Genomic DNA, 23,564 nt, shown 5'->3' on the forward strand with positions numbered 1-23,564 from the left:
GGGGTGAAAGCGCGTATGAACGATAGCGAAGGCGAAATGCCGGAAACCCCGGTGGAGCCCGTTGCGCTGTCCGATGGCGAGTTCAAGGACGAACTGGCGCGCGTGATCCCGCATTTGCGCGCCTTCGGGCGCTCGCTTTCGGGCAACCGCGATCTTGCCGACGATCTGGTGCAGGAAACGCTGATGAAGGCATGGGCCGCGCGCAAGCGGTTTCAGGCCGGTACCAACATGCGCGCCTGGACCTTCATCATCCTGCGCAACCTGTTCCTGTCGCAGATGCGCCGCGCTCGCTTCCGCGGCGAATGGGATGAATTGACGGCGTCGAAGCTGCTCGCGGCACCCGCATCGCAGGATCGCCATGTCGAGCTTGCCGATATGCAGCGCGCGTTGCTTCATCTGCCTCAGCCTCAGCGCGAGGCGCTGATTCTCGTGGGCGCCGGCGGCTTTGCCTATGAAGAGGCCGCCGAAATCTGCGGTTGCGCCGTGGGCACGATCAAGAGTCGCGTCGCGCGTGGCCGCGCCGCGCTGGAAGAGTTGCTGACGAATGGCCAGCTTCCATCGCGACGTGAACACAAGACCGACGCGTCGACCACCACGCTTCAGCAGATCATGTCCGACGTCGACAGCCTGAGCCGTGATCGCAGGACGGTCGAACCGGACTGAGAATTGCGACGCATGGTTCTACCAATGGCCTGTCGCTTACAACGATGTAAGCGGCCATAGGCGACCGATGTCGTTTCTATGCTTTTTCGGGGTCCATCGCCGTTGGACCGCGTTCATCACCATTTCGCAAACCCGCGCCCTCCGCCGTTGTTCACGGTGTGGGGCCGTGCAGGTCAGAGCTAAACGCGCCGCCTAGCGATCGAGTCGTCCGAGCAATTTGCGCCACTCGTCCGGTATCGCTCCGGTCTGACCATAAGCCGCGCGGAGAGCATTGCCCACGCCTTCATGGGCAGTGGGTGCCGCGATACGCTGCGGTGGGCTGGGCGTCCCTTCACGGGGCCGATAAGCATCGCTACTGGTCATGCATCCTATAACGCACGGATATCGCGCGGGTTGCGCAATCCGTCGTAGTGCGTATTCGCAGCGATCATGGGAACCGGATCGTCCTCCGCCGCCCTCGATGCGTTGCTTGAACGGATCGACCGGCATTCGCCCTTCCTGCGCGTGATCGCCCGACAACGTCCCGAAATAGCCGAGGCGATCCTGCGCGACGGCGCTGATGCCGTCGTGCGCGCCCAATGCGCTTCGGTCGATCCGGCGGATGCGGCGCGGATGCTGCGGCGCCAGCGTCAGGCCGTGGCGCTCACGGTGGCGCTGGCGGATCTCGGCGGCGCACCGCTGGAGCAGGTGGTCGGCTGGCTCTCCGACTTCGCCGATCATGCGCTCGACAGCGCGATCAAGGTCGCGATCGCGGAACGGACGCCGGATGCGGATCCTGTGGGCTTCGTCGCGCTCGCCTTGGGCAAGCATGGCAGCCGCGAACTCAATTATTCGTCGGACATCGATCCGATCCTGATCTTCGATCCGGAGACGTTGCCGCGCCGCGAGCGCGAGGAGCCGATCGAGGCGGCGGTGCGGATCGCCAAGCGTGTCGTCGAACTGCTCCAGGCGCGCGACGGCGACGGCTATGTCTTTCGCGTCGACCTGCGCCTGCGCCCATCGCCCGAGGCGACCCCGCTCGCGCTCCCTTATGAGGCCGCGCTCGGCCATTATGAATCGGCGGCTCTGTCGTGGGAACGGGCGGCCTTCATCCGCGCGCGGGCGGCGGCGGGCGATGTCGCACTGGGGCAAAGCTTCCTCGATGCAATCCGGCCCTTCGTCTGGCGCCGCTCGCTCGATTTCGGGGCGATCGCCGAGATTCGCGCCATGTCGCACCGTATCCGCGATCATCATGCGCAGGGCCAGCGCTTCGGCCTCGGCTATGATCTCAAGCGCGGCCGCGGCGGAATCCGCGAAGTCGAATTCTACGCCCAGATTCACCAGCTGATCCACGGCGGCCGCGATCCGGGCCTGCGCGCTCCTGCCACGCTCGATGCGCTCGCGGCGCTCGGCGCGGCCGGGGTGATCGGCGCGGACGAGGCGCGCGAGCTGGCCGATGCCTATCGCCTGTATCGTACGATCGAACATCGGATTCAGATGGTCGACGATCAGCAGACCCACCGCCTGCCCAAACAGGCCGACGCGCTCGACAACGTCGCCGCGCTCGACGGACTTGTCGATGGGGATGCCCTGATCGAACGGCTGCGCCCGCATGTCGATCGGGTCGGCACGCTCTATGATGCGCTCGACGGCGAACCGGCGGCGCGCCTGCCATCGACTGCCGAGCAGCTTGACGAGGCGCTGTCGGCCGCCGGTTTCGCTGACCCGTCCACCGCCCGCCGTCGCATCGATCAACTGCGCGAGGGAAAGGCGCGCGCGCTGCGCACCCCCGTCGCGCAGGCCGCGCTCGAAGCGATGCTGCCCAAGCTGGTCGAGGCGGTGGGGCATTCGCCCGATCCCGATCGGGCCTTCGCCCGGTTCGACGATCTGGTCGGCGGCCTGCCGAGCGCGCTCAACCTGTTCCGCCTGCTCGAAGCGCGACCTGCGCTTGCCGCGCTCCTGATCGCGGTCCTGGGCCATGCGCCGACGCTGGCGCAGGCGCTCGCCCGCCGTCCCGCTCTCCTCGACGGTCTGATCGACGCCACCGCCTTCGATCCCGCGCCGTCCACCGAAGTGCTCGCCGGTGAGTTTTGCGGGGTGGAGCGTGGCGATGGGTTTGAGGGGCTTCTCGATCATGTCCGCCAGCTTGTCGGCGAACGCCGCTTCGCGCTGGGCGTCCAGCTGATCGAAGGGGTGGGCGACCCGATCGATATCGGTGGCGGCTATGCGCGCGTCGCCGAAGCCGCGTTGCAGGTGATCGCCTCGGCGACCGTCACCGAGTTCGAGCGCGTCCATGGGCGGGTACCGGGCGCAGAGCTGGTCGTGCTCGCACTCGGCCGGCTGGGCGGCGGCGCGCTCACTCATGCATCGGATCTCGATCTCGTCTATCTGTTCACGGGCGACATCATGCCCGAATCCGATGGCCCGAAGCCGCTCGGCGCCACGACGTATTTCAACCGTCTGGCTAGCCGGGTGTCGGCGGCGCTCTCGGTCCCCACCGCGTCCGGCCCGCTGTACGAGGTCGATACCCGCCTGCGGCCTTCGGGCGCGCAGGGGCTGCTCGCCGTCTCGGTCGACAGCTTCGCGCGTTACCAGCGTGAAGGCGCGTGGACATGGGAGCATATGGCGCTGACTCGCGCGCGGCCGATCTTCGGGTCCGACGCCGCGCGTGCCGAGGTCGCCGCGATCGTCGACGATACATTGCGCGGGGATCGCGATGTCGAGGAATTGCGCTCCGATGCCGTGCGAATGCGGGCCGAAATGGCGCGGCACAAGCCGCCCGCCGGCCCGTTCGACGTCAAGCTGATCCCCGGCGGCCTGGTCGATGCCGAGTTCACGGTGCACCTGCTCCAGCTTCGCTATCATGTCGGCCTCGATCCGCGGCTGCGCACCGCCGCCCGCGCGCTTGCCGACGCAGGGCTGCTCGATCCGGGATTCGCCGACGCGCACGCCTTGCTTACCCGTATGTTGGTGACGCTCCGATTGGTCGCGCCGGACTCGGGGGAGCCGCCCGTCGCCTCGCGCGCGCTGGTTGCCAAGGCTTGCGGTCACGGTGATTGGGGCGCGTTGACAGCAGCTTACGGCGCGGCGCGCACCCTGATCGCGGGGGAATGGACGCGGGTGTCGGCGGAACAGGTTACCGCCGCCTAAACCAATACCGGAAACCGTCCTTACGCGGTTGGGCGGGTAAGACCCCTCTCATGTTGTTCTTGCGTACCCCCCACCAGTCGCGGAGGCCGATGTGAAGGCCGACACCGCGTTTCGCAACCTCGCGGCCCCCGGGCGCGACACCGTCGATCCGGCGGCTCTGCTCGATCGGATCGGGCACAGCTATGCCGCGCTTCGGGCGCTGGCGGCGGGTGGTGCCTTCGATCGGCTGTTCGCACAGCTCAATCGCATGACGATGGCGGCGGCCGATCTGCTCGCCGGGATTGGTGCCAGCGACACGCTCACCCTCGGCTCCCAGCGCGATTACGACGCGCAACAGGCGCTGCTCCTGACCGAATTGGCGCAGGTCGAGGCCATCGTCGGCCCGTCGCCTCAGCAACTCATGACCGCCGAATATGCCGAGGCGACCGTCCGCGCTGCCGAGGCGCTGTCGATCCTCGCGACGTTGCGCGCCGATACCGCCGCGCTCCACACCGCTTTGGTCGATACGCTGCGTCGCGCGCTGTTCCCCGGCGTCACCGATCCGGTCGAACTCGCGCTTAGCGAGGTCGGCTTCGCCGATCCGATCAGCGCCGCCGCTCGCTTCCGTGAATGGGACGAGGGGCGCCGCGCCGTGCTCGCGACCTCGGCCGAGCGCCGCGCGATGAAGGCGGTTCTGCCGCAGCTGCTCCAGGCGATCGCGCATTTTCCCGATCCCGATGCGGTGCTGGCCGTGTTTGACGAAGTCGTCGGCCGCCAGCCTGCCGGTGTCGCCTTGTTCAGCAGCTTCGAGGCGCGCCCGTCGCTGCTCCTTTCGATGCTCGGCGTGATCGGTCGTGCCCCCGTGCTTGCTCGCCATCTGGTCGTGCAGCCGCAACTCGTCGGCCGCATGATTGACAGCAGCGTTTTCGCGCCGGTTCCCAAGGGCGCCGAGGTGGAGGCCGAACTGGGGCACATGCTGGCCGGCACCGATGCCCATGCCGGTGCGCTGCGCATGGCGGAGGCGGTCAACGCGCACCGCTTCGCGCTGGGCCTCCAGACACTCGAGGCCACCGCCGATCTCGTCGATATCGCGCAAGGGTCGACCGACCTCGCCGAAGCGACGCTTAGCGTGGTGACCGCGCATGCGCTGGCGGAGATGGAGGCTATCCACGGCAAGGTGCCGGGGTCCGAATTCCTCATCCTCGGCCTCGGTCGCTTCGGCGGCTCGGAGCTGACGCATCGCTCCGATCTCGATCTCGTCTATCTGTTCACCGGCGATTGCCGCACGAACAGCACCGGCCGCCGGCCGCTCGACGCCAACGAATATTTCAGCCGGGTCGCGCGTCGCGTTTCGACGATGATGGCGACGATGACCACGCTCGGCCCGCTCTATCAGGTCGATACGCGCCTGCGCCCGTGGGGTTCGAAGGGGCTGCTCGCCTGTTCGGTCGACTGTTTCGACGCCTATCATCGCGACGAAGCCTGGACCTGGGAACATATGGCGCTCACCCGCGCGCGGCCGGTATTCGGTTCGGATGCGGCGCGCGAGACGCTCAAGCGTCTCGTCACGTGCCGCCTGCGATCCCCGCGCAACCGGGCGACCCTGATCGCCGACGCGCTCAAGATGCGCGGCGACATTGCGCGCAACAAGGCACCGCGCGGCGCCTTCGACGTGAAGCTGGTGCAGGGCGGTCTGGTCGACCTCGAATTCGCGGTCCACACCCTCCAGCTCAACCATCATGTCGGGCTGCACCCGCGCCTGCGCGCTGCGATCCGATCGCTGGTGGTCGCGGGCCTGGCCGATCGTTCGCTGATCGGGGCGCATGATCTGCTCAGCCGCTTGCTGATCGCGCTGCGCACCGTATCGCCGCACGCCCACGAACCCGCACCCGAGCGCCGCGAGGCGATCGCGCAGGCTTGTGGTCTCGCGGATTGGGATGCGCTGGTCGTGGCCTATGGTGATGCCCGCGCGGTGGTGTCGCAGGCATGGCAGTCTGCGATTTCGTCGATGCCGACCGCGCAGGCGGCTTAATCTTCTAGCCCCCCTCCCGCTTGCGGGAGAGGCTGGGTGAGGGTCTTCTTCCTCCTTCTTACCGCTATTGGGAGGAGGGGGTAGACCCTCAAGGATTGCGTCGGCGCCCCATCGGCGCGAAAGGCGGTTCCGACCAGAATGGGAAGGAACCGCGATGCCAGCACAGGATAATTTGGCTCAAGGCGATAACGCCCCCGACGCCGTGCTGACGATGCCCGACGGCGCGACGAAGCGAGTGTCGGATTGGCAGGGCAAGCCGCTCGTCCTCTATTTCTATCCGAAGGACGATACGCCAGGCTGCACCACCGAGGCGCAGGCCTTCACCGCGCTCGCCGACGATTTCGCCAAGGCGGGGGCCGCGATCCTCGGCATCTCGCGCGACACGCCGAAAAAGCATCAGAACTTCATCAAGAAATATGACCTCAAGGTCGAACTCGCGACCGACGCCGATGGCCCTGAAGCCGACGCGAAGGTCTGCGAGGCATTTGGCGTCTGGGTTGAAAAGAGCATGTACGGTCGATCCTATATGGGCATCGAACGCGCGACCTTCCTGATCGACAAGGCCGGGACGATCGCCCGCGTCTGGCGCAAGGTGAAGGTCAAGGGCCATGCCGAAGCGGTACTGGAGGCGGTGAAGGCGCTGTGACGTCCTGCGTCGCCCCGGGGGAGGCCAGGGCCGCCAGAGATCGAGAGATGACGTCGTCGCAGGAGCGGACGCCGGCCCCGGCCTCCGCCGGGGCGACGGATTTGGGGCACGCCTGCCGCGCCGTTCTGCTCGCTGCCGATCCGCTGGACAAGGTCAAGACGGCGCGCCGGGCCGCGCGCGACTGGCGATTGGGGCGAACCGATTTCGCCTTCTGTGTCGCGATGCCCGATGCGCCGGCCCGCACCGATCGTCCGCCGCTGTTGCCGCCGAATCGCATGCCCCGCCGGGGCAAGGCGGGGTCCGAACGCGGGCGGATCGCGATGCTTCACGCGCTTGCGCACATCGAATATGTCGCGATCGATCTCGCCTTCGATCTGGTCGGCCGTTTCGGCGCGCAATTCCCCCGCGCCTTCGCCGATCGCTGGCTTCAGGTCGGCGCGGAGGAAGCGATGCATTTCGCGCTGATCGAACGGCGGCTGCACGCGCTCGGCACCTCCTACGGCGATCTCCCCGCGCATGACGGCTTGTGGGAGGCCGCTGCCGCCACCGCGCACGATCCGCTCGCGCGCCTCGCCGTGGTCCCGATGGTGCTCGAAGCGCGCGCGCTGGATGTCACGCCGGCGATGATCGATCGTTTTGCAACTGCGGGGGACGATCGCTCCGCCGCCATCTTGCGACGGATTGCGGAAGACGAGATCGGCCATGTTCGGGCGGGGGTGGAGTGGTTCGAATCGGCTTGTGCGGCGCAACATCGATTCGACTATTCGGTTGCCTGGGGCCAACTGGTAGCTTGCTACTTTCGGGGAATGATTAAGCCGCCGTTCAACGACTCATCGCGTGAGCGGGCCGGCCTAACGAAAGCCTTCATGGCCGGGGTTGCCGGTTGGTGTGATCCCAAGCACAGTTCGGACGTCGCAGCAGGGGGGGCAATCCTGACTTCGGCATTACGCAAATAGCGTCGGATCCGCGCCAGCGGTTTCGGCGCCAATAATGGCCGGGGTCGGGCACTAAATGTCGAAATTTGCTGCTGCTTTTCGCCGATTGACGATCCTTGTCGCCATGCTCGTCGCGCCGGTCACCGCCCAGGCGGAAACCGCTCAGGCCGAGGCCGCCGGTCAGTTCCATGCTCTCTTCATGTCGTGGAAGAAGCTGGACGCGATGGAGAAGGGCGTGATTTCGATCCCGTCGATCAAGCCCCTCGCCGATTTCACCTTCACCAGCGCCTTCGGCGTTCGCAGCGATCCGTTCCGTGGCGGTGCCGCGATGCACGCCGGTATCGATCTCGCGTCGAAGACGGGCACCCCGATCTACGCCACCGCCGACGGCATGGTGAACCGCGCCGAATGGTTTGGCGGCTACGGCAATTGCGTCGAAATCGAACATGGCAAGGGCATCTCGACCCGCTACGGCCACATGTCGCGCATCGTCGCGCATGACGGACAGCGCGTCGCCCGCGGCGACCTGATCGGTTATGTCGGCTCGACCGGCCGTTCCACCGGCCCGCATCTCCACTACGAAGTCCGCATCGACGGCCGCGCCGTCAACCCGATCCCCTTCCTCGAATCCGCGAACTACATCATGGCGATGCAGGATCGCGTGACCGCGCCGATCGCACAGGGCGGCCCGGAAGACGCGCAGGACTGATCTACCGATTGTCGGGAACCTCCCGACACCCTATCTTGGGCGTATGAACGCCGAGATCGATATCACCCCGTCTGCCGCAGCGCGTGTCGCCGCGATCGCCGCGAAGACGGGTAAGCCCGCCATATTGCGCCTCGCCATCGATGGCGGCGGCTGCGCGGGTTTCCAGTACAAGTTCGAACTGGCCGATGGGCCCGCCGACGACGATACCGTCGCCACCCGCGATGGCGTTTCGCTCGTTGTCGATGCGATCAGCCTCGATCTCGTTCGCGGCGGCGCAGTCGATTATGTCGAATCGCTGGGCGGTGCGGCCTTCCGCGTCACCAACCCCAACGCGGCCTCGGGCTGCGGCTGCGGATCGAGCTTTTCCGTTTGACGCACTGATCTTGCATCCCCCGCCGGCTTCGCCCATATGCGCGGCGGGAGTCGGGCGGACGGTGCCGTCGCCAACCTGGTCAGATCCGGAAGGAAGCAGCCACAACGATTTCGCAACGGGTCGTCCCGGCTCCCACCTTTCACCACATCGCAGGCGACAACCGGCGCTCCCGCCGATAGAGTTTCGTCATGTCCGAATCCCCGCAGCCCTACCGCGTCCTGGCCCGCAAATATCGCCCGCAGAGCTTCGCCGAACTGATCGGCCAGGATGCGATGGTGACGACGCTGGGCAATGCGATCCGGCGTGATCGGCTGGCGCATGCGTTCCTGCTCACCGGGGTCCGCGGGGTCGGCAAGACGTCCACCGCACGGCTGATCGCCAAGGCGCTCAACTGTATCGGTCCCGACGGGCAGGGCGGCCCGACGATCGATCCGTGCGGAATCTGCGAGCCGTGCCGCGCCATCGCCGAGGGGCGGCACATCGACGTCGTCGAAATGGACGCCGCGTCGCATACCGGCGTCGACGACGTCCGCGAGATCATCGAGGCGGTGCGCTATTCGGCGGTTTCGGCGCGCTACAAGATCTACATTATCGACGAAGTCCACATGCTGTCGAAGAATGCGTTCAACGCGCTTCTGAAGACGCTTGAGGAGCCGCCGCCCCACGTCAAATTCCTGTTCGCCACCACGGAAGTGAACAAGGTTCCGATCACCGTCCTGTCGCGCTGCCAGCGGTTCGATCTCAAGCGGATTTCGGCCGAGACGCTGGGCGCCCATTTCGCGTGCGTCGTGGAGGCAGAGGGCGTCGAGGCCGACCCGGAGGCGCTCGCGCTTATCGCCCGCGCGGCCGAAGGATCGGCGCGCGATGGCCTGTCGATTCTCGACCAGGCCATCGCGCATGGTTCGGGCAAGGTCGAAGCGCAGCAGGTGCGCGACATGCTCGGCCTCTCCGATCGCGGCGCGATCCGCCGGCTGTTCGGCGATCTGCTGTCGGGCGATGCGCAAGCGGTGCTGGCGGGCGTGCGCGGGCAATATGATCTGGGCGTCGAGCCCGCCGCTCTGCTCCATGGGTTGCTGGAAACGTGCCACGGCGTCACGCGTGCCAAGGTGTCTCGCACCGAGGATCCGGCGATGTCGGTCGAGGAGCGCGAGGCGCTGGCCGAATGGGCATCCAAGCTCGGCTTCGCGACGCTCCACCGGCTGTGGCAATTGTTGCTCAAGGGGCATGGCGAGGTCCAGTCGGCCGCGATGCCGATCGAGGCCGCCGAAATGGCGCTACTCCGCGTCGTTCACGCCAGCCAGATGCCAGATCCCGGCGAACTCGCGCGCAAGCTGCTGAGCGGGGAGATCGCCGCGCCCGCAACGGGTGCCGCGCCGGCGCTTCCGTCGGCTGCGCCCGCGCCTGCCGAAGAGCCGCCACTCCTCGCCCTTCCGGATAGCGCGCAGGCGATCCACGATCTGTTGATGAACAACCAGAAGCAGAGTCTGGCGGTCACGTTCGGCGATCATGCCTCGATCATTCATCTGTCGGGCACCGAGCTGGCGATCGCGCGGAGTTCGTCGATCACGCTGAGCTTCGTCAACGAATTGGCGAATGCGCTCAAATCGATCACGAAAGAGCCGTGGACCGTATCGATCGCCGACGGAGGCGGGCAACCTTCGCTGCGCGCGCTGGAGCTGGCGGCCGAGCATGCGGCTCGCGACGCAATTCTCGCCACGCCGCTGGTGCGCGCCGCGATGGAGGCGTTTCCGGGAGCCGAGATGGTCGAGTTTACGCCAGGCGATAAGCGGATGGCGTCTTAAGCGCCTTCGCGGGAATGACGATTCGGGGTGGGGGGCGGCTTTCGCCTTACCCCACGAACGCCTTCTCGATCACGAAGTCGGCCGGGTGTGCGTTCGAGCCTTCCTCGAAGCCGAGCCGTTCCAGGATCGCCGCGCAATCCTTGATCATGTCCATGCTGCCGCACATCATCGCGCGGTCGTGGACGGGATCGAGTACATGGTCGCCCTCGACGCCGTCGTCGAACAGGTCGGCCTTTTCCAGCAGCGTCGTGATGCGCTCCGAACGGTGGAACGGCTCGCGGGTTACCGTCGGGATATAATGCAACTTGGCCCGCGCCTCGTCGTCGAGCAGCGGATCGCCCTCCAGCTTCGCCTCGAGCAGATCGCGATAGGCGAGGTCGCTCACGCGGCGCACCGAATGCAGCACGACGATCTGTTCGAACTGCACATAGACGTCGGGATCGCGGATCACCGACAGGAAGGGCGCGAGGCCGGTGCCGGTCGCGAGCAGGAACAGCCGGCGGCCGGGCTTGAGCGCGTCGGTCACCAGCGTGCCGGTGGTCTTGCGTGCCATGTAGATTTCGTCACCCGGCACGATCTTCTGGAGGCGCGAGGTCAGCGGGCCGTCGTCGACCTTGATCGACAGGAACTCGATTTCATCGGAATAAGACGGCGAAGCGATCGAATATGCACGCAGCAGCGGCTTGCCGCCTTCCTGCGGCAGCCCGATCATCACGAACTCGCCCGACCGGAAGCGCAGCGCAGCGGGGCGCGAGATCGCGAAGCTGAACAGATGCTCGTTCCAATGTTTCACCCACAGCACCGTCTCGCTGTAGAAAGCGCTGTTCTCTGGGATCTTCACCGGTTCGCGATTGCTCATCATGTCCACGCCGTCACACCGTCTTATTGCGAATGGAAAGCAGCGCCATAGGCCGGTGATTCCACCGCGCCAACCCATTCTTGCTGAAGCGGGCCACAGCTAAGCTTGTGTGAAGGGGGCCGCGCCCCGCCGTCCCGGAGAACGACGGCAGGGCGCGGGGAGTCGCGCCGCGAAGGGATCAGCGGCGCAACAGCGCCGGCCCGCCATTGGGAGCGGACAGGCGCCATTCGGGAAGACTCAACAGATGGGTACGCGCGGCATGATCGTCCACCAGGTCGATGAAGCGGTCGAGCAGTTCTTCGCCCTCGGGCCAGAAGCCGACGCCGTCGGAAGGGCCAAAGCCGCCGCACCCATCGAACCGCGCAAAGCCCGCGCCCCATTGGCGTGCGATGCTGAACGCGCGCTCGATCGGCAGCGTGGGATCGTCGTCGCTGCCCGCGACGAGCGCGGGGAAGGGAAGGACGCTGGTCGGCAGCGGGCCGATCTCCGCGGCGTCGATCTCCTGCGGATCTGTGGGGGAGACCAGCAGCGCCGCGATGATACCCGGGGCATCCTCGCCGCTCATCAGGCTCGCCCACCACGCGATGGTCAGCGCACCCAGGCCATGGCCGACCAGGACGACCGGCATGTCCGCGCTGTGGACGGCGCGATCGAGCCGCCCGACCAGGCTATTGCGGTTCGGGGTCGCGCTGGTACCCAGATCCAGCACGGCACAGTCCATCCGGGTCGCGGCCCAGTGGCGCTGCCAATAGCCCGGTCGATCCGATGCAGGATCGGGCAACATCAGCACCATCGGTGCTGTAGAGGGATGCTCGTAACGGGTCGTCGCCATAGCCGCTGACTCCTCGCTCTCGTGCAGGAAACATGCGCCTGCCGGAACGAAGAGTCATTACTACCGATCCGCTTTTAAATGGTCTCTGCGACCAGATGCGGCAGGATTGCGGCAGGCTGAATGCCAGATGAACGCCGAAGCGTTCGCCGGGCCTACTTGCCCTTGCTCTTGCGGTGCTTGTCGAGGTCCAGGACCATGTTCTCGCCCTCGGGCAGCAGCCCGAGTCGGCGTGCGATTTCCTGATAGGCTTCGACCTCACCACCCAGATCCTGGCGGAAGCGATCCTTGTCCAGCTTCTCGCCGGTGGTCATATCCCACAGGCGGCAGCCGTCCGGGCTGATCTCGTCGGCCAGGATCACGCGGCTATAGTCGTTGTCGAAGAAGCGACCGAATTCGAGCTTGAAGTCGACCAGGCGGATGCCGATCCCGGCGAACAGGCCGCACATGAAATCATTCACGCGGATCGCCATGTCGGCGATGTCGTGCATCTCCTCCTGGCTGGCCCAGCCGAAGCAGGCGATATGCTCGTCGGCGACCATCGGATCGCCCAGCGCGTCGTCCTTGTAATAATATTCGATGATCGTGCGGGGCAGCTGGGTGCCCTCCTCGATCCCGAGCCGCTTCACGATCGAGCCGGCCGCGACGTTGCGCACCACGACCTCAATGGGAATGATCTCGACCTGACGGATCAACTGCTCACGCATGTTCAGGCGGCGGATGAAGTGGGTGGGCACGCCGATCGTGCCGAGCAGGGTGAAGATATGCTCGGAGATGCGATTGTTCAGAACGCCCTTGCCGTTGATCGTGCCCTTCTTCTGGGCATTGAAGGCGGTCGCATCGTCCTTGAAATACTGGATAAGCGTGCCGGGCTCGGGGCCTTCGTAAAGGATCTTGGCCTTGCCTTCGTAGATCTGGCGGCGGCGGGTCATGTCGGTCGGGCCTCCAATGGGCTCGCAAAAGCGGGAAAAATGACGATGCCCCGGAGACGACGTCGATTCGGACGCAGCCGCCGAGGCAATTCGGAACCGCCCTTACCGCGATTGCGTTTGCCGCGCAAATGCGTGTGGAGACGTAACAGTTTTCGCGTGCATATACTGACGGGCGAGCCTATCGCGCGCCGGGTTTTGCTAGTGGGGCCTCATGGTCGATCGGACGGGCGACGTGGCGGATAGCCAGATGGAGGCGGACGCCCTTGTGCGGGCCGCCGATGTCGATCCCACGCATGGGGGGCACAGCCAGCTCGCGCTGACCCTGGGTGCGCTGGGCGTCGTCTTTGGTGATATCGGCACCAGCCCGCTTTATGCGTTCCGAGAGGCGCTTAACCAGGCGGCAGCCGACGGCATCGTCGCGGGCGAGATATTGGGTGTGCTCAGCCTCGCCCTGTGGGCCCTGATCCTCGTCGTTACCTGCAAATACGTCCTGTTCCTGATGCGGGCCGACAATAATGGCGAAGGCGGCGTGCTGGCGCTGATGGCGCTCGCGCAGCGTTCCGCAAGGAAGCGTGGCCGCCTGCTCGTGGTGTTGGGCGCTGCCGGAGCGGCGCTGTTCTACGGCGACGGAATCATCACGCCCGCACTGTCGGTGCTGTCGGCGGTCGAGGGTCTCAAGACGATCCCGGCGATCGGGCATCACATCAACCGTGGTGAGATCATCCTGATCACCGCCGTGTTGCTGGTCGCGCTCTTTTCGATGCAGGGTCGCGGCACGGCGGCGGTTGCGCGGCTGTTCGGGCCGGTTTGCCTGCTCTGGTTCGCCGCGATCGCCGCCATCGGGCTGATCCACATTTTCGACGAGCCCGCGATTCTCGCAGCCTTCTCCCCACATTATGCCGTGCTGTTCATGCTCAACCACGGCGTCGTCGGGCTTTTCGTGCTGGGCGCGGTGTTTCTGACGGTGACGGGGGCCGAGGCGCTGACGGCCGATATGGGGCATTTCGGCGCGAGGCCGATCCGGCGTGGGTGGTTCATCGTCGTGTTCCCCGCGCTCGCGCTCAACTATCTGGGGCAGGGTGCTTTCGCGCTCTCGCAGCTCGAACATGCGGCCGTGACCGGTGCCCAGTTCACGAACCAGAACTGGTTCTTCATGATGATCCCGGAGGGGCTGCGCGCGCCGATGGTGCTTCTGGCGACGATGGCGACGGTCATCGCGAGTCAGGCGGTGATAACTGGCGCCTTTTCGCTGACCCAGCAGGCGATCCAGCTCGGCCTGCTGCCGCGCATGAAGCTGCGGCAGACATCGGCGCACATGGCGGGGCAGGTGTTCCTGCCGGGGATCAATCGGTTGCTGTTCGTCGGCGTGATGATCCTGGTGTTCGGTTTCGGATCGTCGAGCGCGATGGCGGCCGCCTATGGCATTTCGGTCACGGGCACGATGGTCGTGACGACGCTGCTGGCATTTGTGATCGTGCGGCGCAACTGGCAATGGCGCCTGGGGCTTGCAGTCGCGGTCATCGCGCCCTTCCTGTTGCTCGATCTCTTCTTCTTCGGCGCGAACATCTTGCGCGTCTATGAAGGCGGATGGGTGCCGCTCGTCGTGGCCGGCGGCGTCGGCTTGCTGATCGTCACATGGGTGCGTGGCCGCAAGCTGCTCCACGCGATCGATAAGGCGCAGGCGATCGCGCTCGAGGAACTGGCGCGGATGCTGACGGCCCGCCCGCCCGAGCGCGTGGCCGGCACCGCGATCTTCCTGTCGGCCGATCGTGACGGCGCGCCCAATGCGCTGCTCCACAATCTGAAGCACAACAAGATCCTGCACGAACGCAATATCGCGCTCACCGTGCGGACCGCGCCGACGCCCTTCGTCGATCCCGCCGAACGGCTGACGATCCTGCCGATCGACGCCAATTTCAGCCGCGCGCTGCTGACCTACGGTTTCATGGAAGCCCCGGACGTGCCGCGCGATCTTGCTGTCGCCCGCTCGCGCGATGAAAAGGCGATCGAGCCTGTCGGGACCAGCTACTTCATCGGCCGATCGACCCTGCGCCCGTCGAAGCACAGCGGCATGCCCTTCTGGCAGGATCTGCTGTTCATCTTCCTCTATCGTAATGCCGCCGACCCCACCGACTTCCTGCGCATACCGCCCAATCGCGTGGTCGAACTGGGATCGCAGACGACGATCTGACCTTGCCGTCACCCCCGCGAAGAGAAACTGGATGGGGCCCCGCCTTCGCGGGGGATGACGAAATGGGGTGGCGTCAAAATCGCAGCTTCTTCGGCTCGATCCGAATCTCGTCGGTCGCTGGCCAGGCCTGATGTTCGGCCCACCACTTTATTCCATCGCGTACCCGCCGCCGTACCGTCGCGAACCGGCTTTCGCCGCCGCTCTGCTTCCTGTTCCGATCCATTTCACCCTCCGTCGCTGATAAGCTGACCTGCAGCCGACGGTTGTCCATTTATGCCTTTCCTCGGGGTCTAGCCAATCGGTTGTCGAATAGAGCACATAAGCTATACTTATTTCATGGCCCGCCAGATTCCTCCGCTTGCCGCCGTGCGCGTGTTCGAAGCCGCCGCGCGCCATCTCAACTTCACGCGCGCCGCCGAGGAGCTGGCGATGACGCAGGCGGCGGTCAGCTATCAGATCAAGCTGATCGAGGAGCGGCTGGGTGCGGCGTTGTTCGTCCGCAACGGCCGCCGCGTCGCGCTGAGCCCGGCGGGTGCGCGGCTCGCGCCGCAGGTTTCGTCGGCATTCGATCTGCTCGACGAGGCGTTTGGCAAGGTGCGCGAGGAGGAGGGCGGCGTCCTGACGATCAGCGCGGCGCCTGGCATCGCGGCGAGTTGGCTTGGTCCGCGCCTGGCCCGTTTCCAGATTTCGCGCCCCGGCATCGCGGTGCGGCTGCTGGCAACGCACGAGCTGGTCGATTTTGCGCGCGATTCGGTCGATGTCGGCGTCCGCATCGGCAAGGGCGTCTGGCCGGGCCTGCGCGCGATCGAGATGTTCCCGGCCGAATATACGCCGATGTGCAGCCCCGATTTTCTCGATCGGGCGGGGCCGTTCGATACCCCTGCCGATCTCCTCAAGGTGCTGCGGCTCAACTCCGATGATGTCTGGTGGCGCGCATGGCTCGCTCATATGGGTGTCGAGGTCGGCCCCGATTTCGATCGCAGCTCGATCCACGTCGATTCGCAGGTGATCGAAAGCATGGCGGCGATGGCGGGGCAGGGGGTGGCGATGCTCACCCCGCGCTTCTGGCAGAACGAGATCGCCGCCGGCCGCCTCGTGCAGCTCTTTCCTTATGTCGGCGCGGACAGCAGCTTCTGGCTCGTCTATCCCGAACATCGCCACGCCACCCCCAAGATCCGCGGCTTCCGCGAATGGCTGACGGCGGAGGTCGCGGTCGAAAGCGGCGCCATTGCCGAACCGCAACCCGCCCCCTAGACGTTGATCCATGACCGAAACCGCCGAGCTGCCCGATGACAGCATCCGCAACACCCCCTTCGATAGCGCGCTCTCCGATCGCTACCTCGTCTATGCGCTGTCGACGATCACGGCGCGCTCGCTGCCCGACGTTCGCGACGGGCTGAAGCCGGTTCACCGCCGCCTGCTGTGGGCGATGCGCCTGCTCAAGCTCGATCCGGCGAGCGGTTACAAGAAATGCGCGCGCGTCGTCGGCGATGTCATCGGCAAGTACCACCCGCACGGCGACCAGTCGGTCTATGATGCTATGGTCCGCTTGGCGCAGACCTTCTCGCTGCGCTATCCGCTGGTCGACGGGCAGGGCAATTTCGGCAATGTCGACGGCGATAATGCCGCGGCGATGCGCTATACTGAGGCGCGACTGACCGCGGCGGCCGGCGATCTGATGGCCGGGCTCGACGAGGGCACGGTCGATTTCCGCCCGACCTATAATGGTGAGGAGGAAGAGCCCGAAATCTTCCCCGGTCTCTTCCCCAACCTGCTCGCCAACGGCGCGACCGGCATCGCGGTCGGCATGGCGACGTCGATCCCGCCGCATAATGTCGCCGAACTCGCCGAAGCGGCGAAGATGCTGATCGACGATCCGCACGCCGACACCCGCAAGCTGATGCAGCATGTCCAGGGGCCGGACTTTCCGACCGGGGGCATCATCGTCGACAGCCAGGATGCAATCGCGCAGGCTTATGAAACCGGCCGTGGCGCCTTCCGCGTCCGCGCCAGGGTCGAGACCGTCCAGGAAAAGGGCGGCGGCTGGCACCTGGTGGTCAGCGAGATCCCGTATCAGGTGCCCAAGGCCAAGCTGATCGAACAGATCGCGGAGCTTATCAACGACAAGAAGCTGCCGATCCTCGCCGACGTCCGCGACGAGAGCGACGAGGATATCCGCATCGTCCTCGAACCGCGCAGCCGCACCGTCGATCCGGCGATGCTCACCGACAGTCTGTACCGGCTGACCGATCTGGAGGTGCGCGTCTCGCTCAACCTCAACGTCCTCGACGACAGCCGCACGCCCGGCGTGATGAGCCTCAAGGAAGTGCTCGCCGCATGGCTCAAGCACCAGTTCGAGGTGCTGATCCGCCGCTCGCAGCACCGGCTCGCCAAGATCGCCGATCGGATCGAGCTGCTCGACGGCTATCTCGTCACCTATCTCAACCTCGATCGCGTCATCCAGATCATCCGCGAGGAGGACGAGCCTAAGCCCATCCTGATCGCCGAGTTCTCGCTGACCGACCGGCAGGCCGAAGCCATCCTCAACATGCGCCTGCGTTCGCTGCGCAAGCTCGAGGAAATGGAGATCCGCAAGGAACGCGACACGCTCGATGCCGAGGGCAAGGGGCTGCAGGAGCTGATCGACAGCCCGCCGCGCCAGCGCACCCGGATGAAGCGCGATCTCGATGCGCTCTACAAACGCTATGGCCCCGAAACCGCGCTGGGCAAACGCCGCACGATCGTCGAGGAAGCGGCGCTTGCGCGCGAGATTCCGATCGAGGCGATGATCGAGCGCGAGCCTGTCACGATCATCCTGTCGCAGCGCGGCTGGATTCGTGCGATGCGCGGCCATGTCGATGAGGCGCAGCTTGCGGGCGTCAAGTATAAGGAGGGCGACGGCTTCGCCTTCTCCGCGCGCGCGCAGACGACCGACAAGATCTTGATCGGCACCGATGCGGGTCGCTTCTTCACCCTCTCGCCTGACAAGTTGCCCGGCGGGCGCGGCTTCGGTGAGCCGGTGCGCCTGTTCGCCGATGTCGAGGCCGATCAGCGGATTATCGCGCTGGTCGTCGCGAAGCCCGGCGGCGCCTTGCTCCTCGCATCGTCCGACGGGCGCGGTTTCGTCGCGGAGATGGCTGAGATCGTCGCGGAGACTCGCAAGGGCAAGCAGGTCGTCAATCTGAAGGATCAGGCGAAGCTCAAGATCGTCCACGCGATCGATACGTCGGAGGGCGGCGACGATTATGTCGGCGTCATCGGTGAGAATCGGAAGATGGTGATCTTCCCCCTGAGCGAGCTGCCCCGCATGGCGCGCGGGCAGGGCGTCGCGCTCCAGCGCTACAAGGATGGCGGCCTGTCCGACGCGATCAGCTTCCGCTTCGAAGCGGGGCTCAGCTGGGCGATGGGCGGCGACACCGGCCGCACCCGCACCGAGACCGACCTCTCGCTCTGGCGCGCCGCCCGCGGTGCCGCGGGCCGCATGCCTCCCGTTGGTTTTCCAAGGGACAACCGGTTCGGCTGACTTGATCCTCCCCCGCCAGGGGAAGGTGGCGCCAAAGGCGACGGAGGGGGAGGGCGGTTGCCAACTCCCGATCATCGCGTCCTCCCCCTCCGTCAGCTACGCTGACACCTCCCCTGGCGAGGGAGGATGAAAGTCCTACGGGCTTCCCCGTAGCCCTATCGTCTAAACCACTGGAAAGAGTGCGTTAACTGTCGGCTGTTACATCGATGTCGATATGCGGGCGACACGACCTCAGATAGCGGACTTGCCGGTGGCGCCCGAAGCGGCGGCGCCCGCTGGCAATTTCCCGGTCCCGCCCGCGCTTCAGCAGCTTCTCAACACCCCCCGCGCCGCCGAGCGTCAGGAGTTTCTCGACGCACTTCCCGTTGCGGTCGCAATCGTGGCGGAGGTCGACGGCAATCCGCGGATCATGGCAAGAAATGCCGCATTTCTGCGACTTTCCGACATGCGGCTCGCCGCGTCGGAGCTGGCCAAGGCCGATTTGTGCAGCGGCCTGGCCCTCCCGCTCAACGCCGCTTTGCGCGCCTTCTTTGCGGCCGACGACGAAGATCGCGCGATCGACATGCAGGAAACGACCGGCATCGGCGGTCGCCATTTCGCGGTCCGTATGGTCCGGCTGCGGACCGGCGAATCGGCCTCGCCGCGCTGTGTCCTCTCGCTGATCGACTGCACCGCACAGATCGAATCGGAACGGTCGCTTCGCAAGGAAATGCTGCGCGACAGCCTGACCGGGCTTCCCAATCGTTCGGCCTTCGCGGAGCGCGTCGACAAGGCGATCGACGCGTTCGGCGAAACGGGGGATGGTTTCGCGGTCCTCGTTGTCGATCTCACCCGCTTCAGCCGCGTCAATGAAGGCGTTGGCAGTCTCGCTGGCGATGAACTGATCATCACGGTCGCCCGCCGCCTCGTGTCCACGCTGCGTGCAGGCGACGTGCTCGCGCGAATCGTGGGCGATGAATTCGCGGTGCTGATGGAATTGGGCAGCGCCGCCGATGCGCTGCGCGCCGCGCGCCGGATGCAGGCCGCGCTCGCCACCCCGATCCGGCTCGGTGATCTCGAGATCAAGATCGACTGCGCGGTCGGTTGTGCTCTGATGTCGTCGGGCATCGATCTGGCCGAAGAGGTCATCCGCAACGCCCAGTTCGCGGTGAAGCGCGCCAAGACGTCGGGCCAGGCCGAAATCTACCAGACCGGCGACAGCGCCGCGGCGCGCGAGCGCTTCAGCATGGAAACCGAGCTGCGCCGCGCGATCGAGCAGGATCAACTGACCCTCGCTTATCAGCCGCTGATCGATCTCACTTCGGGGGAGGTGACGGGGTTCGAGGCGCTGGCCCGCTGGGTGCATGCCGAAAAGGGCATCATCCCGCCGTCCGAGTTCATCCCTGTCGCCGAGGAATCGGGCCTGATCGTCGAGCTGGGTCGCTGGGCGATGCGCGCCGCCGCCCGCACGCTCGCCGCCTGGGATCGTCGCGCGGGTTACGTTCTGCCGATCTATATGTCGGTCAATGTCTCCGCGGTGCAGTTCCAGCGCGACGATGTCGCCGCCGCGGTCGCCGCCGCTCTCGTCGAGAGCCGCATTGCGGGCGAACGCTTCAAGCTCGAACTCACCGAAAGCTGCATCGTCGCCGATCCGCAGGGGATCAATCGCGTCCTGGGCGCGATCCACGATCTGGGCGTCGGGATTGCGATGGATGATTTCGGCACCGGCTATTCCAGCCTCGCTTATCTCCAGCGTCTGCCGATTGACGTTCTCAAGATCGATCGCAGCTTCATCGCGCCGATGCTGGAGGACAAGGATTCGGTCGCAATCGTCCGCGCGGTCCTCGGCCTCGCCAACGCGCTGGGCATGGTGACGACGGCCGAGGGCGTCGAGACCGCAGCGCTGGCCGAAACCCTGATCGCGCTGGGATGCGATGTGGCGCAGGGCTATCACTTCGCCAAGGCGCTTCCCGCCGACGAAGCCTATCTCTATCTGGCCGAACGCAATGCCTTCGCCAGTTCTTCCGACGTGATCTGATCGACCCGGCTGGCGTCGGGGAAATCTTCCTCGATCCAGCGCCGTTCGATCGCCTGCAAGGTCGCCGCGACGACCGGCCCCGCCGTCAGCCCATGCGCGACCAGATCGCCGCCCTTGATCGGCAGTTGCGGGCGCTCCCATCCGTCCAGTGATGCCAGCGCTTCGGTCGGGCCGTCGCCCTTCAACACGATATCGCGCGCCACGTCCGGCCCCAGTCGATAGGCAAGGGCTCGCACAGGGGCGCCTTCGCCGCTCGCCGCTTCGATCCGCTTGAGGACCGCCTTCGACATCTTGAGCCGCTGTGCGATCGCGACGGCGGTTTCCGGGCTCTGGGGCAGCAGCGCCCCAAGCCGCCGGATCGGATCGGCATCCACCCCGGCCTCAACCTCACGCGCGATCAGGTGACGCAGCCGCGCGACGCTCGTTTCATCGATCTCGGGCACGACCGGGCGAAAAATCCCCTGATCGACCATCAACGCGATGGTCGGCGCCGGATCGGCGACGCCCAGCAGCTTGGTCAGTTCGTCGGCTATACGTTCCCGCGACAATGCCATCAGGTCGTTGGCGCGTGCCGCGCACGCCGCCAGCCCTGCCGCATCGGGCGCGCCGTTGCCGAAACGCGCGTGGAATCGGAAGAATCGCAGGATCCGCAGATGATCCTCGGCGATCCGTTGCAACGGATCACCGATGAAGCGGACGAGCCGTGCGTCCAGATCGGCGACCCCACCGAAATAATCGAAGATCTCGCCGCTCAGCGGATCGGCCGATAGCGCGTTGATCGTGAAGTCGCGCCGCGCCGCATCCTCGCGCCAGTCGTCGGTAAAGGCCACGGTCGCGCGCCGCCCGTCGGTCGAAACGTCGCGACGCAGTGTCGTCACCTCGACCACGCCGCCCGGCAAGACGGCGGTGACGGTGCCGTGCGCGATGCCGGTCGGCACCGCCTTGAATCCTGCGGCCTTGATCCGGTCGCTGGCATCCTCCGGCATCAGCCGCGTCGCGCAGTCGACATCCTTGACCGGCAGGCCCAGCAGCGTGTCGCGCACCGCGCCGCCGACGAAGCGGATCGCGCCTTCGCCCGCGCCTAGCGCCTCGACCAGCGCATCGAGCCCCGCCATCGCGCGCCACTCCGCTTGCGGCAGGGTCGTCATGCCGACAGGCCCGCGCGCAGGCGGTTGCCCAGGTTCACGATCAGCCCGGCTGTCACGCCCCAGGTCCGGAACTCGTTCCACAGGATCTCGTAAAAGGCCCGCTCGCGCCCTTGCACGGTCAGGGTCTTGCGATCCTGATTCGTGGCATCGAGCATGTGTGCGAGCGGCGGTTCGAAGATCGCCGAAACCTCGGCTTCATGCGGCACGAGATTCAGCGTGTCGGGCAGCACCGCGATCACTGGGGTGATGCTATATCCGGTGCCGGTGCGATAGGGTTCGGCGGTGCCGACGATCTGGGCGACGGCGGTGGGCAAGGTCACTTCCTCCCACGCCTCGCGCAACGCCGCCGCGACGGGGCCGGCATCCTCGGGATCCACTCGCCCGCCGGGAAAGGCGACCTGGCCCGCATGTTTGCGCAGGCCGGCATGGCGTACGGTCAGCAAAAGGCGCGGCGCGGGCGCGTCGATCACGCCGACCAGCACGGCGGCGGGCACGAACTCGGTCGTTCCCATCAATTCGGGGCCGACATCGTGATAAAGCGGGGGTTCGGACGGCGCGGCGAAGGCTTCGCGGAGCCGTTCGGCCAGCGCGCTCATTCGCCGCCGTCGAGCGGGAAGAAGCGGCCGCCGCTCCACAGGCCGATCGGTTCGGCGCCTTCGTCGATCGCGAGGTTGATCAGCTCGTAATAAACCGGCCGCGCTATCAGCGCTTCCAGCCCGCCGCGCACCGCCAGATAGGGGCGCGGACCATCTTCGCCCTGCACGATGCGCAAGGGGTGATCGGCGTCGGCGACCACCAGTTCGTCAGTGTTGAGCCGGAACGCCATCGATCGCGTCTCGCCCGCGCCCTCGGTCTTGAGTTCGACCGCGACGAAGGCTGCGTCCTCGACATCGATCGTCAGCTTTTCGACCGGCGTGACCAGGACGTGGCTACCGTCGGCCTCGCGCCGCAGGATCGTCGCGAACAGGCGGACCATTGCGGGGCGGCCGATCGGCGATCCCTGGTGGAACCAGGTGCCGTCGCTCGCGATCCGCATGTCGCTATGCCCGCAATGGGTCGGGTTCCACTTCTCGACCGGCGGCAATTTGCGCTCGGCGACGAGGGTGGCGATCTCGGTCAGGGACAGGCCGGCAATGTCGGCGGGGGGAACGCTTTCGGGCATGGCACCGCTTTGGCGCGCTTAGCGGTTCTCGACAAGAGCCGGGGCGGCGACGCGCGGCCCCATGACCGCCTCGCGCGGCAGGCCGGGGCCGGAGCGCACGCGCGCCAGCAGGCGCCGCCGCTCGACCGGCCCGGGCACCGCCCATCCGCCGGTCACGCGATCGTCAAAGCCGAAGAAGCGGCCATAATATTCGGGATCGCCGATCAGGACGAGCGGCGCATGGTCGCTCGCATCGGCGTGTTCGATCATCGCATCCATCAGCAGACGACCGATCCCGTCACGCTGGCGATCGGGCCGCACCGCGACCGGCCCGACCAGGATCAGCGGGGTGGTGTCGCCATCGGCCTCGGTCAGCTGGATCGGCCAGCACTGGATCGACCCGACCAGTTCGCCATCCTCGACCGCCGCCAGGCTCAGCCCGGGAAGAGCATCCATGCCAGCGCGCAGCTTATAGGCCGTGCGTCCATGTCGATCCGTCCCGAACGCCGCATCCAGCAGGCTTTCGATCGCAACGGGCGGCACGGCGGCAATGGGCAACAGCTCGATCAATGCGGGGCTTAACCTTCGATGGACATGGCGTCTGGACGCATGGAGCGCGCGCAGATAGCGAGTCATCGACGGATTCCAAGTCAAAA

Annotated in this window: 20 protein-coding genes and 1 other RNA gene; 13 read left to right on the forward strand and 8 right to left on the reverse strand. The window is 66.2% G+C overall.

The annotated features are described in order from the left end of the window. The first annotated feature begins 15 nt into the window (after positions 1-15). The 9 genes from FYJ91_RS09220 to FYJ91_RS09260 all read left to right on the forward strand — a co-directional run bounded on the left by FYJ91_RS09220 (position 16) and on the right by FYJ91_RS09260 (position 10,268). The gene (locus tag FYJ91_RS09220; RefSeq protein WP_149521955.1) at positions 16-663 is read left to right on the forward strand and encodes a sigma-70 family RNA polymerase sigma factor; all 648 of its coding nucleotides are present in this window, start codon (positions 16-18) and stop codon (positions 661-663) included. 429 nt (positions 664-1,092) lie between these two features. After that, positions 1,093-3,792, forward strand: coding sequence for a bifunctional [glutamine synthetase] adenylyltransferase/[glutamine synthetase]-adenylyl-L-tyrosine phosphorylase (locus tag FYJ91_RS09225; RefSeq protein ID WP_149521956.1), 2,700 nt, complete (start codon positions 1,093-1,095; stop codon positions 3,790-3,792). Between the two features lie 91 nt (positions 3,793-3,883). Beyond that, the gene (locus FYJ91_RS09230; protein WP_149521957.1) at positions 3,884-5,803 is read left to right on the forward strand and encodes a [protein-PII] uridylyltransferase family protein; all 1,920 of its coding nucleotides are present in this window, start codon (positions 3,884-3,886) and stop codon (positions 5,801-5,803) included. Between the two features lie 154 nt (positions 5,804-5,957). Next, positions 5,958-6,449, forward strand: coding sequence for a peroxiredoxin (locus FYJ91_RS09235; protein WP_149521958.1), 492 nt, complete (start codon positions 5,958-5,960; stop codon positions 6,447-6,449). A gap of 47 nt (positions 6,450-6,496) precedes the next feature. Next, positions 6,497-7,405, forward strand: a complete 909-nt coding sequence (locus FYJ91_RS09240; RefSeq protein ID WP_149521959.1) for a ferritin-like domain-containing protein — start codon at positions 6,497-6,499, stop codon at positions 7,403-7,405. Between the two features lie 55 nt (positions 7,406-7,460). Continuing rightward, positions 7,461-8,093: a M23 family metallopeptidase gene (locus tag FYJ91_RS09245; protein WP_149521960.1), complete on the forward strand. Its 633-nt coding sequence runs from the start codon at positions 7,461-7,463 to the stop codon at positions 8,091-8,093. A 43-nt stretch (positions 8,094-8,136) separates the two neighbouring features. Beyond that, positions 8,137-8,466: an iron-sulfur cluster insertion protein ErpA gene (erpA, locus tag FYJ91_RS09250; protein ID WP_149521961.1), complete on the forward strand. Its 330-nt coding sequence runs from the start codon at positions 8,137-8,139 to the stop codon at positions 8,464-8,466. A 42-nt stretch (positions 8,467-8,508) separates the two neighbouring features. Further along, positions 8,509-8,606, forward strand: an RNA gene (gene ffs / locus FYJ91_RS09255) — signal recognition particle sRNA small type. 48 nt (positions 8,607-8,654) lie between these two features. After that, complete coding sequence (locus FYJ91_RS09260) at positions 8,655-10,268, forward strand: DNA polymerase III subunit gamma/tau (protein WP_149521962.1); 1,614 nt, start codon at positions 8,655-8,657, stop codon at positions 10,266-10,268. 46 nt (positions 10,269-10,314) lie between these two features. Here FYJ91_RS09260 and FYJ91_RS09265 read toward each other — a convergent pair whose 3' ends face one another. From FYJ91_RS09265 to purC, 3 genes are all read right to left on the reverse strand, one after another. After that, the gene (locus FYJ91_RS09265) at positions 10,315-11,130 is read right to left on the reverse strand and encodes a ferredoxin--NADP reductase (RefSeq protein WP_149521963.1); all 816 of its coding nucleotides are present in this window, start codon (positions 11,128-11,130) and stop codon (positions 10,315-10,317) included. Between the two features lie 175 nt (positions 11,131-11,305). Continuing rightward, positions 11,306-11,959: an RBBP9/YdeN family alpha/beta hydrolase gene (locus FYJ91_RS09270; protein ID WP_149521964.1), complete on the reverse strand. Its 654-nt coding sequence runs from the start codon at positions 11,957-11,959 to the stop codon at positions 11,306-11,308. 152 nt (positions 11,960-12,111) lie between these two features. Then, positions 12,112-12,888: a phosphoribosylaminoimidazolesuccinocarboxamide synthase gene (gene purC / locus FYJ91_RS09275; protein ID WP_149521965.1), complete on the reverse strand. Its 777-nt coding sequence runs from the start codon at positions 12,886-12,888 to the stop codon at positions 12,112-12,114. Between the two features lie 247 nt (positions 12,889-13,135). On the opposite strand from purC, the gene FYJ91_RS09280 reads away from it, so the two are divergent. Continuing rightward, the gene (locus FYJ91_RS09280; protein ID WP_149522337.1) at positions 13,136-15,079 is read left to right on the forward strand and encodes a potassium transporter Kup; all 1,944 of its coding nucleotides are present in this window, start codon (positions 13,136-13,138) and stop codon (positions 15,077-15,079) included. 73 nt (positions 15,080-15,152) lie between these two features. Here FYJ91_RS09280 and FYJ91_RS20580 read toward each other — a convergent pair whose 3' ends face one another. Further along, positions 15,153-15,302 carry a hypothetical protein gene (locus FYJ91_RS20580; RefSeq protein ID WP_181008420.1) on the reverse strand — a complete coding sequence of 50 codons (150 nt, stop codon included), beginning with the start codon at positions 15,300-15,302 and terminating at the stop codon, positions 15,153-15,155. A 113-nt stretch (positions 15,303-15,415) separates the two neighbouring features. Here FYJ91_RS20580 and gcvA point away from each other — a divergent pair, with 113 nt between their 5' ends. From gcvA to FYJ91_RS09295, 3 genes are all read left to right on the forward strand, one after another. After that, positions 15,416-16,333: a transcriptional regulator GcvA gene (gene gcvA, locus FYJ91_RS09285; RefSeq protein WP_149521966.1), complete on the forward strand. Its 918-nt coding sequence runs from the start codon at positions 15,416-15,418 to the stop codon at positions 16,331-16,333. A gap of 10 nt (positions 16,334-16,343) precedes the next feature. Then, a complete protein-coding gene (gene parC, locus FYJ91_RS09290) occupies positions 16,344-18,602 on the forward strand; it encodes a DNA topoisomerase IV subunit A (RefSeq protein ID WP_149521967.1) in 2,259 nt (752 codons plus the stop codon). A gap of 250 nt (positions 18,603-18,852) precedes the next feature. Then, a complete protein-coding gene (locus FYJ91_RS09295; protein WP_246152543.1) occupies positions 18,853-20,619 on the forward strand; it encodes a putative bifunctional diguanylate cyclase/phosphodiesterase in 1,767 nt (588 codons plus the stop codon). Here the strand turns inward: FYJ91_RS09295 and FYJ91_RS09300 are convergent. The 4 genes from FYJ91_RS09300 to FYJ91_RS09315 are packed head-to-tail and all read right to left on the reverse strand — an operon-like array spanning position 20,571 to position 23,478. Next, on the reverse strand, positions 20,571-21,767 hold the full coding sequence (locus FYJ91_RS09300; protein WP_149521969.1) for a CCA tRNA nucleotidyltransferase: 1,197 nt from the start codon (positions 21,765-21,767) through the stop codon (positions 20,571-20,573). The genes FYJ91_RS09295 and FYJ91_RS09300 overlap by 49 nt on opposite strands. Continuing rightward, positions 21,764-22,363 carry a CoA pyrophosphatase gene (locus FYJ91_RS09305; RefSeq protein ID WP_149521970.1) on the reverse strand — a complete coding sequence of 200 codons (600 nt, stop codon included), beginning with the start codon at positions 22,361-22,363 and terminating at the stop codon, positions 21,764-21,766. Before FYJ91_RS09305 ends, FYJ91_RS09300 begins: the two co-directional genes overlap by 4 nt. Next, on the reverse strand, positions 22,360-22,929 hold the full coding sequence (locus FYJ91_RS09310; RefSeq protein ID WP_149521971.1) for a DUF1285 domain-containing protein: 570 nt from the start codon (positions 22,927-22,929) through the stop codon (positions 22,360-22,362). Before FYJ91_RS09310 ends, FYJ91_RS09305 begins: the two co-directional genes overlap by 4 nt. An 18-nt stretch (positions 22,930-22,947) precedes the next feature. After that, positions 22,948-23,478, reverse strand: coding sequence for a GNAT family N-acetyltransferase (locus FYJ91_RS09315; protein ID WP_149521972.1), 531 nt, complete (start codon positions 23,476-23,478; stop codon positions 22,948-22,950). Between the last annotated feature and the right edge of the window lie 86 nt (positions 23,479-23,564).

The organism is Sphingomonas montanisoli (assembly GCF_008274695.1).
GTDB lineage: Bacteria > Pseudomonadota > Alphaproteobacteria > Sphingomonadales > Sphingomonadaceae > Rhizorhabdus > Rhizorhabdus montanisoli.